We start from the raw sequence: 17,828 nt of genomic DNA on the forward strand, positions 1-17,828 counted from the left end.
CACCAGAGAACCAATGTGGGAGCGGGCTTGCTCGCGAAGGGGCCGTCACTGACAACACAAATACTGGCTGCTAACGAAAATCCCGCCGTTCCTTGATCAACGTATACGCGTTGTGCAACTCACGGGTCTTGTCCGTCGCTTCCCGCACCTGCATCGCCGTCGCCCCGGAACCGGCGATCTTGTCCGGGTGATGGCGACTGAGCAGACGCCGATACGCTCGCTTGATCTGCGCCGGCTCGCTGGTGGCCGACACTCCCAATAACCGCATGGCGTCCTGATAAGTCACGGCGCTGCTGACTTGCGGGCGTTTCTGCGGTTCATAGTCATGCGCTAGCGCCAGTACCTGTTGCGGCGTCCAGCCCAGCCATTTGCCCCATTGCGCCAGCAGATCACGCTCACTGGCCCCTGCACGACCGTCGGCCCAGACCATTCGCCAACAGGCGCGCAGCACGCCTTCGGCTGCATGGGGCTGCGCACTCAGGCGCCGTAAATAACCGCGCAAACGGTCGTGCCCGGTTTTGCCACGATTGAACGCGGCAATCGCACGGCGTTGTGCCGACTCGGTCATTTCCAGCGAGCGCATCTCCTGACGGGCCTGCTGAATGTGTCCGTCCACCACGCGCCCATCGCACTTGGCCAACCGACCGAGCAACACGAACAACAGTTCATCGTTGCGCAATACCGGTCGCCCACCGAGTTTTTCGCGCAAATGCGCCCAGCTCTGCAATTGCAGGCGCCGGTCCAGCGCCTGCCCTAACAATGCGCCGAGCATGGCCCCCGGAATGCTGGCTATGGCAAAACCTGCTCCGGCTCCGATCAGAGTCCCTGGCCACAACATGTCAGCGGCTCGCTTCTATCAGAGTTTCGGCTTCGGCCAAGCGCTCGTAAGTGCCCACATCCACCCAATGCCCGTCCAGGCGTTCACCCGACACCTGCCCGGCGGCCATGGCCTTGCGAAACAGTGGCGCCAGTTTGAATGCGCCCGCCGTGCATCCCTCGAACAGCTTCGGGTGCAGCACGGCGATGCCGCTGTAGGTCAGGGTCTTGGCAGCGGGTTCGCCATCGCGCACCTGGCCATCGACCAGGATGAAATCCCCGGCCGGGTGATGGGCCGGGTTGTCCACCAGTACCAGGTGAACCAGGCCGGCAATCGGTTGGTGCAAGGCGTTGAAGTCGTAATCGGTCCAGATATCACCGTTGACCACCACAAACGCCTCGTCTCCCAGCAACGGCAAGGCACGGAAAATTCCACCGCCGGTTTCCAGCGGCTCACCTTCCGGCGAATACTGAATGCTGACGCCGTAGCGCGAGCCATCACCCAGGTAGTCTTCGATCTGCTGACCGAGCCAGGCGTGGTTGATCACGATCTCGGTAAACCCGGACGCCGCCAGGGCGCACAGGTGATACTCGATCAACGGCACGCCGCCGGCACGCACCAGCGGTTTTGGCGTGGTCAGGGTCAGCGGACGCATGCGTTCGCCTTTGCCCGCAGCCAGAATCATTGCCTTCATGCATTGGCTCCAGCACGCAGACTGGCCAACAACACATCCAGCTCCGCCAACTCGGGACGACGGGCAATCACCGCGTCTATATAAGCAAAGAAACGCGGCACGTCGGCGAGGTAGCGCGGTTTGCCGTCGCGATGACAGATCCGCGCGAAGATCCCAATCACTTTCAAGTGACGTTGCACGCCCATCAGGTCGCTGGCACGGTGAAACTCGTCGAAATCAGGCTGAACCGGGATGCCCAGTGCGCCGGCCTGCTGCCAGTAATCCTGCAGCCAGGCGAACACACGTTCTTCGGGCCAGCTGAGGAACGCATCCTTGAACAGGCACGTCACGTCGTAGGTCACCGGGCCATAAACCGCGTCCTGGAAATCCAGCACGCCGGGATTCGGCTCGCTGAGCATCAGGTTGCGCGGCATGTAGTCGCGGTGCACCAGTACTTTGGGCTGAGCCAGGGCGCTGTCGATCAACAGTTCAGTGACCTGTTGCCAGAGCATTTGCTGCGCGGCGTCAAACTCGATGCCCAGTTCATGCTTCACGTACCACTCGGGGAACAGTTCCAGTTCGCGATGCAGCAGTGCCACGTCATAACTTGGCAGCGGCGCCACCATTGGCAATTGTTGAAATGCCAACAGTGCCTGTAGGGCATCCTTGAACAAATCGTCGGCATTTTCGCTGTCGATTACATCCAGATACGTCTTGTTGCCCAGGTCATTCAGCAAAAGAAAACCGCGTTCGAGGTCTTCGGCATAAATTTTCGGAACATTTATTCCTGATTTCGCCAGCAGAAAAGCGATATCCACGAAGGGTTTGCAGTTTTCCTGGGGCGGCGGAGCGTCCATCACGACAAAACTTCTGCCCTCGCCTTCCCAGCGGAAATAGCGTCGGAAACTCGCGTCGCTACTGGCCGCAGTCAACGTGGCCGGGGGAACGGCGCCCCAGCCTTGCTCGGCAAAGAGGGTCGCCAACTGCTCGTCGAGCCAAACTTTCAGGTGTTGCAAGCGTACATCTTGGTCAGGCATTACAAGGGTCTCCGACGGCGCTAGCCGTCAAGCGGGTCATGCTTTATTATCCAGCATCTTTTTCAGACCATCGAGAGGCGTGCGGCCCACACCGCGGGCAGATGGCACGCAGGAAGCCCGGACTAATAAGATGGCATTGAAATCCCCCGCGTTTCGTAAAAAATTTCCGTTGTTGGTTACCGGCAGTCTGCTGGCCCTGCAACCCCTAGCCACTTCCTACGTGGTCGCCGCGGAACAGTATGACTGCTCAGTCTCTGCTTCGGGTGCCTGGGACTGTGCGCCCAAGTCGCCGGCAGCTGCATTGCCGCCGCGACCCGTCCATGACGGCAGCGCAACAGTCACCGCGAACGGCGAAGCTCCGGCCCAGAACGGCTCCAGTGAAGACACTGGCGCCAAGCCTGTGCTCGTCACCGAGTCCAAGGGCCGCGGCCTGAAGTCCCGTAGCGCAGACTACAGTCACCTCGACTGGGTTCCGCGTGAGAACCTCACTGCTGCGCAGTTGGCCGAAACCGGTCCTTACTGCTCTGGTTCCTATATCGAACCAATTCGTCCTGGCATGAATGACAAGACGAATAAAAGTGACGCACCGACCTTTATCGGCGCGAAGGCTTCGCGCTATAACACCGAAGATCAGGTCGGCACGCTGGCCGGTGACGTCGTCATGCGCCAAGGCAGCATGCAGGTCGAAGCCGACGAAGCGAGCCTGTACCAGGCCGAGAGCCGTGGCGAACTGAACGGCAACGTCCGCGTTCGTGATAACGGTGCACTGATCGTGGGCGACCACGCCGACGTGCAGCTCGACACTGGTGAAGCCAAGGTCGATAACGCCGAATACGTGATGCACAAGTCCCGTATCCGCGGTAACGCGCTGTACGCCAAACGTGCTGAAAACGCGATCATCCGCCTCAAGGATGGTACGTACACCACGTGCGAACCGGACAGCAACGCCTGGCAGCTCAAGGGCAACAACATCACCTTGAACCCGGCCACCGGTTTCGGTACCGCGACCAACGTGACGCTGCGGGTCAAGGACATTCCGGTCCTGTACACGCCGTACATCTACTTCCCGATCGACGACCGTCGCCAATCCGGTTTCCTGCCGCCGACCATCGGCACCGGCAGCGATACCGGCTTCATGCTGGTCACGCCGTACTACTTCAACCTGGCACCGAACTACGACGCCACGTTGTATCCGCGCTACATGAGCAAGCACGGCATGTTGGTGGAAGGCGAGTTCCGTTACCTGACCAAGTCCAGCGAAGGTCAGTTCGGCGCCGCGTACCTCAACGACGAAAGTAACGATCGCGACAAGCAGACCGATTCCGAAAAAACCCGCTACATGTACAACTGGCAGCACAAGGGTGGCCTCGACTCTCGCGTGTTCACGCAGGTCGACTACACCAAGATCAGCGATCCTTACTACTTCCAGGATCTTGAGACTGACCAGATTGGCGTGAAAAGCGCGGATTACGTAAACCAGCAGGGTTCCGTCACGTATCGCGGCGACAGCTACACCGCTCGCATCAATGCGCAGGCGTATCAGTTGGCGACCGTTTCGAACATCACGCCGTATGACCGCTTGCCGCAGATCACCTTCGACGGTGCCCTGCCTTATCACCCGGGCGGTCTTGATTTCGCATACAACACGGAAATCGTTCGGTTTGACCGGGACTTGAAAACCGGTAGCTATACCAATGAAGACGGAACCGATCCGCAGCCGCGACTCGACACCAACGTTTTCGGGTTGGCCCGCGCCAACGGTACTCGTCTCAACGTCGCCCCGGTTGTCAGCTATCCGATGAACGCGACCTATGGCTTCCTGAAGCCGTCGCTCAAGTATCAGTACACCCAATACGACCTGGATCTCGATAACCAGGGCAAGGGCGACATCGCGATACAAGGCGCTGAAGGTGACCGCCTGAACGGTACCTATAGCCGCAACCAGAACCGTGGCGTACCAATCGCCAGCATTGACAGCGGCCTGTACTTCGACCGCAACACGCAATGGTTCGGCAAGAACTACCGCCAGACACTCGAACCGCGCCTGTACTATCTCTATGTCCCTGAGAAAGACCAGTCCGACATTCCAGTGTTTGACACCAGCGAGTACACCTTCAACTACGCGTCGCTGTTCCGTGACAACCGTTTCTCCGGTGCTGACCGTGTCGGCGACGAGAACAAGTTGTCCCTCGGCATCACCAACCGCTGGATCGAAGACAACGGTTTCGAACGTCAACGCATTAGCGTCGGCCAGGCTGTGTACTTCAAGAATCGTGAAGTCCAGTTGCCAGGCATCGACGTCAAGGATCGTGATGACGCCAGATCCAAGGTCTCGCCATACGCTCTGGAATACGAGTATCGCTGGAACCGCGATTGGCGCACCACGGCCGACTACAACTGGGATCCGGACAGCCGCAGCCCACGTTCGGGCAGCGCGATGTTCCACTACCAGCCTGAAGACAACCCGAACAAGATCATCAACGCCGGTTATCGCTATCGCAATGACCAGGTCCGTTACGACCAGACCACCGGTAAGTGGTCGGTGGGCGGCGGTGACTACGGCGCTCCGGGCGATCCGAACTACGTGAAGGATTACTACAAGATCGAACAGCACGACTTCTCGGTGATGTGGCCGATCGTGCCGCACTGGAACGCCATCAGCCGCTGGCAGTATGACTACAACCGCAACCGTACCCTGGAAGCCTTCGGTGGTTTCGAGTACGACAACTGCTGCTGGAAACTGCGCCTGATCAACCGTTACTGGGTCAGCTATGACGAATTCAGTCAAAACGCGCCAGAAAACGAAAAAGGCGACCATGGCGTCTTCCTCCAAATTGTTCTGAAGGGACTCGGCGGCCTCACCGGCGCCAAAGTAGAGAGCTTCCTCGACAAAGGCATTCAAGGTTATCGTGAACGTGAAGACCAAGCTTTCTGATTGTCTGCGCCCGCTAGTGCTGGGCGCGCTGTTCCTGGGTACTGCGGCTAACGCCGCGGTACAGTCCATCGATAAGGTAGTGGCGATCGTCGACAACGACGTGGTCATGCAGAGCCAACTGGACCAACGGGTCCACGAAGTTCAGCAAACCATCGCCAAACGTGGCGCTGCCGTACCGCCGACCAGCGTGCTGGATCAGCAGGTACTGGAGCGCCTGATCGTCGAAAACCTGCAATTGCAGATCGGCGAACGTTCCGGCATCCGCATTACCGATGAAGAACTGAACCAGGCCGTCGGCACCATTGCCCAGCGCAATAACATGTCGATCGACCAATTCCGTGCCGCCTTGGCCCACGACGGTCTGTCTTACGACGACGCCCGTGACCAGATTCGTCGCGAGATGATCATCAGCCGTGTGCGCCAGCGTCGTGTGGCCGAGCGCATCCAGGTGTCCGAGCAGGAAGTGAAGAACTTCCTGGCTTCCGACCTGGGCAAAATGCAGCTGTCCGAAGAATTCCGTCTGGCCAACATCCTGATTCCTACGCCGGAAAGCGCCAACTCCGACGCGATTCAGGCTGCAGCCAAACAAGCGGATGCGGTTTATCAGCAACTCAAGCAAGGCGCTGACTTCGCTCAGTTGGCAATCGCCAAGTCCGCCAGTGAAACCGCGCTGGAAGGCGGCGACATGGGCTTTCGCAAAGCGGCTCAATTGCCACCTCCGTTCGATCGCATGCTGAGCACCATGGCTGTCGGCGATATCACCCAGCCAATGCGCACCCCGGGCGGCTTCATTATTCTGAAGATCCTCGAGAAGCGTGGCGGCGAGACCCAGATGCGTGACGAAGTGCATGTACGTCACATCCTGGTCAAACCAAGCCCGATTCGCGACGAAGAAAAAACCAAGGCTCTGGCTCAATCGCTCTACACCCGTATTGAAGCAGGCGAAGATTTTGGCGAGCTGGCGAAAAGCTTCTCGGAAGATCCGGGTTCCGCCCTCAACGGCGGCGATCTGAACTGGATCGATCCGAACGCGTTGGTGCCTGAGTTCCGCGAAGTGATGGCCAGAACCCCACAAGGTCAGTTGTCCAAGCCGTTCAAGACCCAATATGGCTGGCACGTTCTGGAAGTCCTTGGCCGCCGCGCCACTGACAGCACCACCCAGGCCCGTGAGCAGCAAGCTATGACCGTACTGCGTAACCGCAAATACGATGAAGAGCTGCAAACCTGGCTGCGTCAGATCCGTGACGAAGCGTACGTAGAGATCAAACTCCCTGGTGCAGACCAGGCAGCGCAGTGAAACCCAAGCGTTTCGCGCTGACACCCGGCGAACCGGCCGGCATAGGTCCTGACCTGTGCCTGCTGCTCGCCTCGCAAGCCCAGCCACACCCCCTGATTGCCATTACCAGCCGCGACCTGCTCACCGAGCGGGCCGCGCAGCTGGGCGTGGTCGTCGACCTGTTGTCGGTCACCCCTGACAACTGGCCGGACATTCCTGCGCCAGCCAACAGTCTTTACGTCTGGGATACTCCGCTCAACGCCAAGGTCACCGCCGGGCAACTGGACAAGGCCAATGCGGCGTTCGTCCTGGAAACCCTGACCCGTGCCGGCCAAGGCTGCATGGGCGGGGATTTCGCCGGGATGATCACCGCGCCGGTTCACAAAGGCGTAATCAATAAGTCCGGGATCGCCTTTTCCGGGCACACGGAATTCCTCGCTGACCTGACCCATACCGCACAAGTGGTGATGATGCTCGCCACGCGCGGATTGCGCGTAGCCTTGGTCACCACTCACCTGCCCCTTCGCGAGATTGCCGATGCAATCACGCCGGAGCGTCTGGAACGGGTGACACGGATTCTGCACACCGACCTGCAAGAAAAATTCGGCATTGCCCAGCCACGTATCCTGGTCTGTGGGCTCAACCCCCACGCCGGTGAAGGCGGACACCTGGGCCATGAAGAAATTGACATCATCGAACCCACCTTAGAGCGTCTGCGCGGCGAAGGCATGGACCTGCGTGGTCCCCTGCCCGCCGACACTCTGTTTACCCCCAAATATCTGGAGCACTGCGACGCAGTGCTGGCGATGTACCACGACCAGGGCCTGCCGGTGCTGAAGTACAAAGGCTTCGGCGCGGCAGTCAACGTGACCCTCGGCTTGCCGATCATCCGCACATCGGTGGACCACGGCACAGCCCTGGACCTGGCCGGTAGCGGCAAAATCGACACCGGCAGCCTGCAAGTCGCCCTGGAAACCGCCTACCAGATGGCCGAGACCCGTTTATGACCGAGCATTACCAACACAAGGCGCGCAAACGCTTTGGCCAGAACTTCCTGCACGATGCCGGCGTTATCGACCGCATCCTGCGCGCCATCCGCGCCAAGCCCGAAGACCGCCTGCTGGAAATCGGCCCGGGCCAGGGCGCTCTGACTCAAGGCCTGCTCAACAGCGGCGCGCAACTGGACGTGGTTGAACTGGACAAGGACCTGATCCCGATCCTCAACCAGCAATTCGCCGACAAGAGCAATTTCAACCTGCACCAGGGTGACGCGCTGAAGTTTGACTTCAACAGCCTGAACGCCGCGCCGAACAGCCTGCGTGTGGTCGGTAACCTGCCGTACAACATCTCCACGCCGCTGATTTTTCACCTGCTGAACAACGCCGGCATCATTCGTGACATGCACTTCATGCTGCAAAAGGAAGTGGTCGAGCGTCTGGCGGCGGGCCCTGGCGGCGGTGACTGGGGTCGCCTGTCGATCATGGTTCAGTACCATTGCCGGGTCGAGCATCTGTTCAACGTCGGTCCGGGGGCGTTCAATCCGCCGCCGAAAGTCGACTCGGCCATCGTCCGCCTGGTGCCCCACGACGTACTGCCGCACCCGGCCAAGGACCACAAGCTGCTGGAGCGCGTCGTGCGCGAAGCCTTCAACCAGCGCCGCAAGACCCTGCGCAACACCCTCAAGTTGCTGCTGAGCAACGACGAGATCGAAGCCGCCGGTGTCGATGGCAGCCTGCGTCCCGAGCAGCTCGACCTGGCCGCTTTCGTGCGCCTGGCCGACAAGCTCAGCGAACAAGTCCTGCAGGCTCCCGCCGCCGACTGATAACCGATGAGCGTGATCGGGTAGGACGCCAGACGCGATGTCTGGTTTACTACCCGATACTTGGCCTAGACTGAATCCCATCAGCTACGCCCCGCGTCTCGCATCGTTTTTAAGGCCTCTTGCATGTCCGATCCTCGTTATCAGGTCGACGTCAGCGTCGTCACTCGCTATCTGGCAGAACAATCGCAACCCGAGCACAACCGCTTTGCCTTCGCCTACACCATCACCGTGCACAACAATGGCGAGCTACCGGCCAAGCTGTTGTCGCGGCACTGGGTGATCACCGACGGTGACGGTCACGTGGAAGAGGTTCGCGGTGCTGGCGTCGTGGGTTTGCAGCCGCTGATCCAGGCCGGTGAAAACCACACCTACAGCAGCGGCACGGTGATGACCACTCGGGTCGGCACCATGCAAGGCACCTACGAAATGATCGCCGACGACGGCAAGCATTTCGATGCCGTGATCGCGCCGTTTCGCCTGGCGGTGCCCGGAGCCCTGCACTGATGGCGACGTATGCCGTCGGCGACCTGCAAGGCTGCCTCGAACCGCTGCAATGCCTGCTCAAACAAGTAGCCTTCGACCCTGCCCGGGACACACTCTGGGTCGTGGGCGATCTGGTCAACCGCGGGCCGCAGTCGCTGGAAACCCTGCGCTTCCTCTACAACATCCGCGAATCGCTGGTGTGCGTGCTCGGCAACCACGATCTGCACTTGCTGGCCGCCGGGCACAACATCGAACGCCTGAAGAAAAGCGACACCCTGCGCGAAATCCTCGAAGCGCCAGATCGTGCGGAACTGCTGGAGTGGCTGCGTCAGCAAAAACTCATGCACTACGACGAACAGCGCGATATCGCCCTGGTCCATGCCGGCATACCGCCACAATGGTCGCTGCGCAAAGCCTTGAAGTGCGCCGGTGAAGTCGAAGCCGCCCTGCGCGACGACAACCTGTTCGCGCCGTATCTGGATGGCATGTACGGCAACGAGCCGACCAAGTGGAACAGTGATCTCACCGGCGTGGAACGCCTGCGGGTGATTACCAACTATTTCACCCGCATGCGCTTCTGCACCAGCGAAGGCAAGCTCGACCTCAAGGGCAAGGAAGGCGTCGACACCGCGCCACCGGGTTACGCCCCGTGGTTCAAGTACAAGGAGCGCAAGACCAAAGGCCTGAAGATCATTTTCGGCCATTGGGCAGCCCTTGAAGGCAAATGCGACGAGCCCGGCATCTTCGCCCTCGACACCGGTTGCGTCTGGGGCGGCGCCATGACGCTGATGAACGTCGACACCCTTGAGCGCCTCAGTTGCAAATGCGACGAACAGGGCCACGCCCAGCCGTCAGTCGCCCCACTTACTCCCGAACAAACGTCAGCCAGCGCCCAGCGCTAGACTGCGCTTTCAGCCGAGCCACAGGAGCCCGCCATGAGCGAATTCAAACGTATCCCCCCAGAACAGGCCCAAGCCTTGCGCGAACAAGGCGCAGTGGTCGTCGATGTCCGCGATCCGCAAACTTACGCCGCGCTGCACATCGCAGGCTCCAAGCATCTGGACAACGTTTCCATCTCGGATTTCATCCGCGCCGCAGACCTGGATGCACCGACGGTCGTGGTCTGCTATCACGGCAACTCCAGCCAGAGCGCCGCGGCGTACCTGATCAGCCAGGGCTTCTCCGACGTCTACAGCATGGATGGCGGTTTTGAGCTGTGGCGCACGACTTATCCCTCGGAAACTGCGCAAGGCACTTCCGAATAATTTTTTTGTAACGTGCAAGCCCCGGCCCCCGTGGGCTCGCGCGGTGGCAGACGAACGGTCTGCCACAACTAATTACGTATCTCGCCTTTACCTCCCGAATAAGCAACTATCCTTAAGCGCAGGCCATCCAAAACAGGGGAGAGCCGGTACACCGGCGCGCGGGTCATCGGGAGTAGCTTTCGGGGGAGTCAGCTCCGAAAGAGTTCTGGGGGGTAAACAGCGACTGACTATTCGGTTGCTGCCAGCATCGACTGAATGATCCGGCGTCGGCTCCACGTATCGAGCGAGGTGACGTCATGAGTATCTTTAGCCACTTCCAACAACGCTTCGAGTCCACACGCCAGGAAGAACTCTCATTACAAGAGTATCTGGAGCTGTGTAAAAAGGACCGCAGCGCCTACGTTTCCGCCGCCGAGCGTTTGCTGCTGGCCATCGGAGAACCGGAGCTGCTCGACACCTCGGCCAACTCGAGACTGTCGCGAATCTTTTCCAACAAGGTGATCCGCCGCTATCCGGCCTTTGAAGACTTCCACGGGATGGAAGAATGCATCGACCAGATCGTGTCGTATTTCCGCCACGCAGCCCAAGGCCTGGAAGAGAAGAAACAAATTCTCTACCTGCTCGGCCCCGTCGGCGGCGGTAAGTCATCCCTGGCCGAGAAGCTCAAACAGCTGATCGAGAAAGTGCCCTTCTACGCGATCAAGGGCTCCCCGGTATTCGAATCGCCCCTGGGTTTGTTCAACGCCACTGAAGATGGCGCGATCCTCGAGGAAGACTTCGGCATTCCACGGCGCTACGTCAACACCATCATGTCGCCATGGGCGACCAAACGCCTGGCCGAATTTGGCGGCGACATCAGCCAGTTCCGGGTGGTGAAACTCTATCCGTCGATCCTCAACCAGATCGCCGTGGCCAAGACCGAACCTGGAGATGAAAACAACCAGGACATCTCGGCACTGGTGGGCAAAGTCGATATCCGCAAACTGGAAGAGTTCCCGCAAAACGACGCCGACGCCTACAGCTACTCGGGCGCTCTGTGCCGGGCCAACCAGGGCCTGATGGAATTCGTCGAAATGTTCAAGGCGCCGATCAAGGTGCTGCACCCATTGCTGACGGCCACCCAGGAAGGCAACTACAACAGTACCGAAGGCCTGGGCGCGATTCCGTTCACCGGGATCCTGCTGGCTCACTCCAACGAATCGGAGTGGCACACCTTCCGCAACAACAAGAACAACGAAGCGTTCATCGACCGGATCTACATCGTCAAAGTGCCGTACTGCCTGCGGGTCAGTGACGAAGTGAAGATCTACGACAAACTGCTGTTCAACAGCTCGTTGGCCAAGGCTCATTGCGCACCCGACACCCTGAAAATGCTCGCCCAGTTCACCGTGCTCTCGCGTCTCAAAGAGCCGGAAAACTCGAACATCTACTCCAAGATGCGCGTGTATGACGGCGAGAACCTCAAGGACACCGACCCTAAAGCCAAGTCGATCCAGGAATACCGCGATAACGCCGGCGTGGATGAAGGCATGAACGGTCTGTCGACCCGGTTCGCGTTCAAGATCCTGTCGAAGGTCTTCAACTTCGACCCGCACGAAATCGCCGCCAACCCGGTGCACCTGCTCTACGTGCTGGAACAACAGATCGAACAGGAACAATTCCAGGCCGAGACCCGCGAACGCTACCTGCGTTTCCTCAAGGAATACCTGGCGCCGCGTTATATCGAGTTCATCGGCAAGGAAATCCAGACCGCCTACCTCGAGTCTTACAGCGAGTACGGCCAGAACATCTTCGATCGCTACGTGCTGTACGCCGACTTCTGGATCCAGGACCAGGAATACCGCGACCCGGAAACCGGCGAAATCCTCAACCGCGTAGCCCTGAACGAAGAACTGGAAAAAATCGAAAAACCGGCCGGCATCAGCAATCCGAAGGATTTCCGCAACGAAATCGTCAACTTCGTACTGCGCGCCCGGGCCAACAACAACGGCAAGAACCCGACCTGGCTCAGCTACGAAAAACTGCGGGTGGTCATCGAGAAGAAAATGTTCTCCAACACCGAGGACCTGCTGCCGGTCATCAGCTTCAATGCCAAGGCCAGCAAAGAGGACCAACAGAAGCACAACGACTTCGTCACAAGGATGGTCGAGCGCGGCTACACCGACAAACAGGTACGACTGCTGTCCGAGTGGTATCTGCGGGTCAGAAAATCACAGTAACCCGCTGCCGGTCAGACCGGTTGTCGTCAGCCAGGGGCCTGTGCACGGTTTTTCTGTTACACAGACCTCTGGAAGGTGTTCGAAAGTCGGTAACGAGGTTCATGCAGCATCCATAAGCGCTTGGGGGAGCGTGATCATCCCTTCGCTCGGTCGATGCTGCAAAACCGCTCGCCCCTTTCAGGACAGCTTCTAAGGAGCAGTCATGAGCTATGTGATCGACCGACGTCTCAATGGCAAGAACAAGAGCACGGTGAACCGCCAGCGGTTCCTGCGGCGTTACCGTGATCACATCAAAAAGGCCGTCGAAGAGGCGGTCAGCCGGCGTTCCATTACCGATATGGAACATGGCGAACAAATCAGCATCCCCGGCCGCGACATCGACGAGCCGGTGCTTCACCACGGCCGAGGCGGCAAGCAGACCGTCGTACACCCCGGCAACAAGGAGTTCACCAGCGGCGAGCACATTGCCCGGCCACCCGGAGGTGGCGGTGGCAGAGGTCCCGGCAAGGCCGGCAACTCTGGCGAAGGGATGGATGAGTTCGTCTTCCAGATTACCCAGGAGGAATTCCTCGAATTCATGTTCGAGGACCTCGAATTGCCGAACCTGGTCAAACGCAACCTGACCGGCACCGACACCTTCAAGACCGTTCGTGCCGGCATCAGCAACGAGGGCAACCCGTCGCGGATCAATATCATCCGCACTTTGCGTTCAGCCCATGCCCGGCGCATCGCCCTGTCCGGCAGCAGCCGCGCGAGGTTGCGCGATGCCAAAGAGGAACTGGCCCGACTTAAACGGGAAGAACCGGACAATTTCGGCGATATCCAGGAAATCGAAGCGGAAATCGAAAAACTCAGCGCGCGGATTCACCGGGTGCCGTTCCTCGATACGTTCGACCTCAAGTACAACTTGCTCATCAAGCAGCCCAACCCCAGCTCCAAAGCGGTGATGTTCTGCCTGATGGACGTGTCCGGCTCGATGACCCAGGCGACCAAGGACATCGCCAAGCGCTTCTTCATCTTGCTGTACCTGTTTCTCAAGCGTAACTACGACAAGATCGACGTCGTGTTCATCCGCCACCACACCAGCGCCCGCGAAGTGGACGAGGAAGAGTTTTTCTACTCACGGGAAACCGGCGGCACCATCGTTTCCAGCGCCTTGAAACTGATGCAGGAGATCATGGCCGAGCGTTATCCGAGCAACGAGTGGAACATTTACGCGGCCCAGGCTTCCGACGGCGACAACTGGAACGACGACTCGCCGATCTGCCGCGACATCCTGATCAACCAGATCATGCCGTTTGTGCAGTACTACACTTACGTTGAGATCACCCCACGCGAACACCAGGCATTGTGGTTCGAATACGAACGCATCGCCGAAGCCTTCTCTGACACTTTTGCCCAGCAGCAACTGGTCTCGGCCGGGGATATCTATCCGGTCTTCCGTGAACTCTTCCAGCGCAGGTTAGTGACATGACCGCCAAAGAGCAGAAGCGCCAACCCATATCCACCGGCTCCGAATGGACATTCGAGCTGATCCAGGCCTATGACAAGGAAATCAGTCGCCTGGCGGCCCGTTATGCCCTGGATACGTACCCCAACCAGATCGAAGTGATCACCGCCGAGCAGATGATGGACGCCTACGCCTCCGTCGGTATGCCCCTGGGTTATCACCATTGGTCCTACGGCAAACACTTCCTCAGCACCGAAAAATCCTACACCCGCGGACAGATGGGCCTGGCTTACGAGATCGTCATCAACTCTGACCCGTGCATCGCCTACCTGATGGAAGAGAACACCATCTGCATGCAGGCGCTGGTAGTGGCGCATGCCTGCTATGGCCACAACAGCTTCTTCAAGGGCAATTACCTGTTCCGCACCTGGACCGACGCCAGTTCGATCATCGACTACCTGGTGTTCGCCAAGCAGTACATCATGCAGTGCGAAGAGCGCCACGGCATCGACGCGGTGGAAGACTTGCTCGACTCCTGCCACGCGCTGATGAACTACGGCGTTGACCGTTACAAACGTCCCTATCCGATTTCCGCCGAAGAAGAACGTCGTCGGCAGAAGGATCGGGAAGAGCATCTGCAGAAACAGATCAACGACCTGTGGCGCACCATTCCAAAAGGTGCGGACAAGTACAGCGACAAGGACAATGCACGCTTCCCCGCCGAACCGCAGGAAAACATCCTGTACTTCATCGAAAAACACGCGCCGCTGCTGGAGCCGTGGCAGCGGGAAATTGTGCGGATCGTGCGCAAGATTGCGCAGTATTTCTACCCGCAACGCCAGACCCAGGTGATGAACGAAGGCTGGGCGACGTTCTGGCACTACACGCTGATGAACGACCTGTACGACGAAGGCCTGGTCACCGACGGCTTCATGATGGAGTTCCTCACGTCCCACACCAGTGTGGTGATGCAACCGGGCTTCGACAGCCCTTACTACAGCGGCATCAACCCTTATGCCCTGGGTTTTGCGATGTACCGGGACATCCGGCGCATGTGCGAGCACCCAACCGAAGAGGATTACCGCTGGTTCCCGGAAATCGCCGGCACCGACTGGTTGTCGACCATCAAGTTCGCCATGAGTAGCTTCAAGGATGAGAGCTTCATCCTGCAATATCTGTCGCCTCAGGTGATCCGCGACCTGAAGCTGTTCAGCATTCTCGATGACGATCAGAAGGATGACTTGCTGGTCCCCGCCATTCACGACGAGCCCGGCTACCGGACCATCCGTGAAACCCTGGCGGCCCAGTACAACCTGGGCAATCGCGAACCCAACGTGCAGATCTACAGCATTGATCGACGTGGCGACCGTTCATTGACCTTGCGTCACCAGCAACACGACCGCAAACCGCTGGGCGAATCCACCGAGGAAGTGCTCAAGCACCTGCATCGGCTATGGGGCTTCGACATCCACTTGGAAACCCTGCAAGGCGACCAGGTGATGAAAGTCCATCACGTACCGCCCAGAAGTGAACACGCCGAGGGGGATTACGGTCGGCTCGATCTGGCTGTCATTCACCTTTGATATGGTTTCTGCCTCCGGAAGTTCGACGCAACGGTTATTCTGTCGAGCTAACGGAGGTTTTTTATGCAGATTTATAAAGTTGGCGGCGCCGTACGCGATCGCCTGCTGGGCAAGCCTGTCACCGATATCGACTGGGTCGTGGTAGGCGCCACCACCGAAGAAATGCTCGCCAAGGGTTTTCGCCCGGTGGGCTCGGACTTCCCGGTGTTTCTTCACCCAAAAAGCGGTGAGGAATACGCCCTCGCCCGGACCGAACGCAAAAGCGGACGCGGTTACGGCGGCTTCACCTTCCACGCCAGCCCCGAAGTTACCCTCGAAGAAGACTTGATCCGCCGCGACCTGACGATCAACGCCATGGCCGAGGATGATCAACAGAACCTGACCGACCCTTACCACGGCCAGCGCGATCTCGAAGCGCGCTTGCTTCGTCACGTTTCCCCCGCGTTCGCCGAAGATCCGCTCCGGGTACTGCGTGTTGCGCGCTTCGCCGCGCGCTATGCAACGCTGGGTTTTACCGTCGCACCGGAGACTCTGGAGCTGATGCGTCAGCTCAGCAATTCCGGCGAACTGGAGGCGCTAACCGCTGAACGCAGCTGGAAGGAAATTTCCCGCGCCCTGATGGAAGATCAGCCACAGGTCTTCATAGAAGTCCTGCGTGCGTGCGGCGCACTCAAAGTGCTGATGCCAGAGGTCGACGCGCTGTTCGGCGTCCCGCAACCGGAAGCCCATCACCCGGAAATCGATACCGGCGTGCACACCCTGAGCGTGCTTGAACAAGCGGCGCTGCACAAACAACCGCTAACGGTGCGCTGGTCGTGCTTGCTACATGATTTGGGCAAAGGCCTGACACCCGAGGAGGAATGGCCGCGACACATTGCCCATGAGCACAAGGGGCTGAAGCTGATCAAAGCGGTCAACGAACGGTTCAAGGCACCGAAGGATTGTCAGGAACTGGCATTGCTGGTCGGGCAATATCACACTCACGGGCACCGAGCCCTGGAGCTGAAGCCATCGACGTTGCTAGAGCTGTTGCAAAGTTTTGACGTCTATCGTCGACCGCAGCGGTTTGAGGAGTTTATTGCGGCGTGCGAGATGGATGCTCGTGGGCGCAAGGGCCTGGAGCAGCGAAGTTATCCACAGGCGGATTATTTGCGCGGGGCGGCGAATGCGGCGCGGGGTGTCGCTGTGCAGCCGTTGCTGGAGAAGGGATTTAAAGGGCCTGAGCTGGGTGAGGCGATCAAGCGTGAGCGGCTTAAGGCGTTGAAGGCCTATAAAGAATCGGCGTCTAGCTGAAAAGCTTCGCGGGCAAGCCTCGCTCCTACAGGGGGCGTGTCGTTTGCAAACGACTCGAATCCTGTGGGAGCGAGGCTTGCCCGCGAAGGCGTCATCCGCCTCACAACAAATTCGAAGGGGTGAGTTGCTCACCGCGCCACTCAAACGCCACCGGCGCCAACACCTGATCAATCTGCGCTTCAGCCCACAGGGCCGCAAAGCTTTTGCCTACGCCCGGATGCACCCGGTCCGGCGCAATCAGCGACAACGGCCACAGCACGAAGGCATTTTTAAGGATTTCTGCCCGGGGCAGGATCAATCCGTCGAAGTTACCCACCAGATCACCGAACAACAAAACGTCGATATCCAAGGGCAAACCCTTGCGATCCGGCGCGTAGCGGCCGTTGTCCGCCTCGATGAATTTCAGTCGACGATCGAGTTCCACCAGTGGCAGGTCAGTGAACGCCGACACCACGAAATTGAAGAACGGACCACTCTTGATGCCCACCGGCTGGCTTTCAAACACCGCCGAGCAGCGGATATCCACCAGAAAACCTGCCAAGGCTTCCAGGCCAGCCTGCAAATGGGCTTCGCGCTCGATATTGCTACCGAGCCCGAGGTAAACCTGAGTCAGCGACATCCGCGCTCGATCTCCACGCCCACGCCACCGGTGGCCGCCGGCACAGCGCCCGGCTTGGTCAGTTTGAGGCGCATCCAGGTGATCTTGAATTCGCTCATCAACACTTCAACCAAACGCTCGGCAAAGGTCTCGACCAGTTGAAACTGCGCCTGCTCGGCGAACGCCTGGATACGCGACGAAACGCTCGCGTAGTCGAGCGCCAGGGTCAGGTCATCGCCAGCCGCTGCCGGGCGATTGTCCCAGGCGAAGCTCAGGTCCAGTCGCAGACACTGGCGGATGCCTCGTTCCCAGTCATAGGCACCAATCACGGTGTCGACTTCCAGGCCCTCGATAAACACTCTGTCCAAGCACTTTTC

General features: G+C 59.1%; 16 protein-coding genes. 11 read left to right on the plus strand and 5 right to left on the minus strand.

Annotated features, from left to right (window positions below):
• Positions 1–70 precede the first annotated feature (70 nt).
• The 3 genes from LOY68_RS28995 to LOY68_RS29005 are packed head-to-tail and all read right to left on the minus strand — an operon-like array spanning position 71 to position 2,527.
• Entirely contained in the window at positions 71–838 is a 768-nt protein-coding gene (locus LOY68_RS28995) for a TerB family tellurite resistance protein (protein WP_054044133.1), read from the minus strand.
• A 1-nt stretch (position 839) separates the two neighbouring features.
• Positions 840–1,511: an N-acetylmuramate alpha-1-phosphate uridylyltransferase MurU gene (murU, locus tag LOY68_RS29000; protein WP_265041262.1), complete on the minus strand. Its 672-nt coding sequence runs from the start codon at positions 1,509–1,511 to the stop codon at positions 840–842.
• The gene (locus LOY68_RS29005) at positions 1,508–2,527 is read right to left on the minus strand and encodes an aminoglycoside phosphotransferase family protein (RefSeq protein ID WP_265041263.1); all 1,020 of its coding nucleotides are present in this window, start codon (positions 2,525–2,527) and stop codon (positions 1,508–1,510) included. The genes murU and LOY68_RS29005 overlap by 4 nt, the downstream gene beginning before the upstream one ends.
• 130 nt (positions 2,528–2,657) lie before the next feature.
• Between LOY68_RS29005 and LOY68_RS29010 the strand changes: the two genes are divergently transcribed.
• The 11 genes from LOY68_RS29010 (at position 2,658) to LOY68_RS29060 (ending at position 16,853) form a co-directional block, all read left to right on the plus strand.
• Positions 2,658–5,462 carry an LPS-assembly protein LptD gene (locus tag LOY68_RS29010; protein WP_163911284.1) on the plus strand — a complete coding sequence of 935 codons (2,805 nt, stop codon included), beginning with the start codon at positions 2,658–2,660 and terminating at the stop codon, positions 5,460–5,462.
• Positions 5,443–6,759, plus strand: a complete 1,317-nt coding sequence (gene surA / locus LOY68_RS29015) for a peptidylprolyl isomerase SurA (RefSeq protein WP_054616825.1) — start codon at positions 5,443–5,445, stop codon at positions 6,757–6,759. Before LOY68_RS29010 ends, surA begins: the two co-directional genes overlap by 20 nt.
• Positions 6,756–7,745, plus strand: a complete 990-nt coding sequence (gene pdxA / locus LOY68_RS29020; protein WP_265041264.1) for a 4-hydroxythreonine-4-phosphate dehydrogenase PdxA — start codon at positions 6,756–6,758, stop codon at positions 7,743–7,745. Before surA ends, pdxA begins: the two co-directional genes overlap by 4 nt.
• Complete coding sequence (gene rsmA, locus LOY68_RS29025) at positions 7,742–8,560, plus strand: 16S rRNA (adenine(1518)-N(6)/adenine(1519)-N(6))-dimethyltransferase RsmA (RefSeq protein ID WP_054044139.1); 819 nt, start codon at positions 7,742–7,744, stop codon at positions 8,558–8,560. The genes pdxA and rsmA overlap by 4 nt, the downstream gene beginning before the upstream one ends.
• A 123-nt stretch (positions 8,561–8,683) precedes the next feature.
• Complete coding sequence (gene apaG / locus LOY68_RS29030; RefSeq protein WP_054044140.1) at positions 8,684–9,064, plus strand: Co2+/Mg2+ efflux protein ApaG; 381 nt, start codon at positions 8,684–8,686, stop codon at positions 9,062–9,064.
• The gene (locus tag LOY68_RS29035) at positions 9,064–9,945 is read left to right on the plus strand and encodes a symmetrical bis(5'-nucleosyl)-tetraphosphatase (protein WP_265041265.1); all 882 of its coding nucleotides are present in this window, start codon (positions 9,064–9,066) and stop codon (positions 9,943–9,945) included. The genes apaG and LOY68_RS29035 overlap by 1 nt, the downstream gene beginning before the upstream one ends.
• A 33-nt stretch (positions 9,946–9,978) precedes the next feature.
• Positions 9,979–10,308, plus strand: coding sequence for a thiosulfate sulfurtransferase GlpE (glpE, locus tag LOY68_RS29040; RefSeq protein ID WP_149659573.1), 330 nt, complete (start codon positions 9,979–9,981; stop codon positions 10,306–10,308).
• A 296-nt stretch (positions 10,309–10,604) separates the two neighbouring features.
• Positions 10,605–12,527, plus strand: coding sequence for a PrkA family serine protein kinase (locus LOY68_RS29045; protein ID WP_054044143.1), 1,923 nt, complete (start codon positions 10,605–10,607; stop codon positions 12,525–12,527).
• Between the two features lie 202 nt (positions 12,528–12,729).
• Complete coding sequence (locus LOY68_RS29050; RefSeq protein ID WP_054616829.1) at positions 12,730–14,001, plus strand: YeaH/YhbH family protein; 1,272 nt, start codon at positions 12,730–12,732, stop codon at positions 13,999–14,001.
• Positions 13,998–15,560 carry a SpoVR family protein gene (locus LOY68_RS29055; RefSeq protein WP_054044145.1) on the plus strand — a complete coding sequence of 521 codons (1,563 nt, stop codon included), beginning with the start codon at positions 13,998–14,000 and terminating at the stop codon, positions 15,558–15,560. The genes LOY68_RS29050 and LOY68_RS29055 overlap by 4 nt, the downstream gene beginning before the upstream one ends.
• A gap of 63 nt (positions 15,561–15,623) precedes the next feature.
• A complete protein-coding gene (locus tag LOY68_RS29060; protein WP_265041266.1) occupies positions 15,624–16,853 on the plus strand; it encodes a multifunctional CCA addition/repair protein in 1,230 nt (409 codons plus the stop codon).
• A gap of 100 nt (positions 16,854–16,953) precedes the next feature.
• Here the strand turns inward: LOY68_RS29060 and folK are convergent, their stop codons facing one another.
• Positions 16,954–17,472, minus strand: coding sequence for a 2-amino-4-hydroxy-6-hydroxymethyldihydropteridine diphosphokinase (gene folK, locus LOY68_RS29065; protein ID WP_265041267.1), 519 nt, complete (start codon positions 17,470–17,472; stop codon positions 16,954–16,956).
• Positions 17,463–17,819: a dihydroneopterin aldolase gene (gene folB, locus LOY68_RS29070; protein WP_008051601.1), complete on the minus strand. Its 357-nt coding sequence runs from the start codon at positions 17,817–17,819 to the stop codon at positions 17,463–17,465. The genes folK and folB overlap by 10 nt, the downstream gene beginning before the upstream one ends.
• Between the last annotated feature and the right edge of the window lie 9 nt (positions 17,820–17,828).

The sequence above is a fragment of the Pseudomonas sp. B21-053 genome, assembly GCF_026016365.1.
Lineage (GTDB): Bacteria > Pseudomonadota > Gammaproteobacteria > Pseudomonadales > Pseudomonadaceae > Aquipseudomonas > Aquipseudomonas nunensis.

Coding starts and splice junctions, on each gene's coding strand:
- LOY68_RS28995 (WP_054044133.1), bottom strand. CDS start 838: ATGTTGTGGCCAGGGACTCTGATCGGAGCCGGAGCAGGTTTTGCCATA.
- murU (WP_265041262.1), bottom strand. CDS start 1,511: ATGAAGGCAATGATTCTGGCTGCGGGCAAAGGCGAACGCATGCGTCCG.
- LOY68_RS29005 (WP_265041263.1), bottom strand. CDS start 2,527: ATGCCTGACCAAGATGTACGCTTGCAACACCTGAAAGTTTGGCTCGAC.
- LOY68_RS29010 (WP_163911284.1), top strand. CDS start 2,658: ATGGCATTGAAATCCCCCGCGTTTCGTAAAAAATTTCCGTTGTTGGTT.
- rsmA (WP_054044139.1), top strand. CDS start 7,742: ATGACCGAGCATTACCAACACAAGGCGCGCAAACGCTTTGGCCAGAAC.
- apaG (WP_054044140.1), top strand. CDS start 8,684: ATGTCCGATCCTCGTTATCAGGTCGACGTCAGCGTCGTCACTCGCTAT.
- LOY68_RS29035 (WP_265041265.1), top strand. CDS start 9,064: ATGGCGACGTATGCCGTCGGCGACCTGCAAGGCTGCCTCGAACCGCTG.
- glpE (WP_149659573.1), top strand. CDS start 9,979: ATGAGCGAATTCAAACGTATCCCCCCAGAACAGGCCCAAGCCTTGCGC.
- LOY68_RS29045 (WP_054044143.1), top strand. CDS start 10,605: ATGAGTATCTTTAGCCACTTCCAACAACGCTTCGAGTCCACACGCCAG.
- LOY68_RS29050 (WP_054616829.1), top strand. CDS start 12,730: ATGAGCTATGTGATCGACCGACGTCTCAATGGCAAGAACAAGAGCACG.
- LOY68_RS29055 (WP_054044145.1), top strand. CDS start 13,998: ATGACCGCCAAAGAGCAGAAGCGCCAACCCATATCCACCGGCTCCGAA.
- LOY68_RS29060 (WP_265041266.1), top strand. CDS start 15,624: ATGCAGATTTATAAAGTTGGCGGCGCCGTACGCGATCGCCTGCTGGGC.
- folK (WP_265041267.1), bottom strand. CDS start 17,472: ATGTCGCTGACTCAGGTTTACCTCGGGCTCGGTAGCAATATCGAGCGC.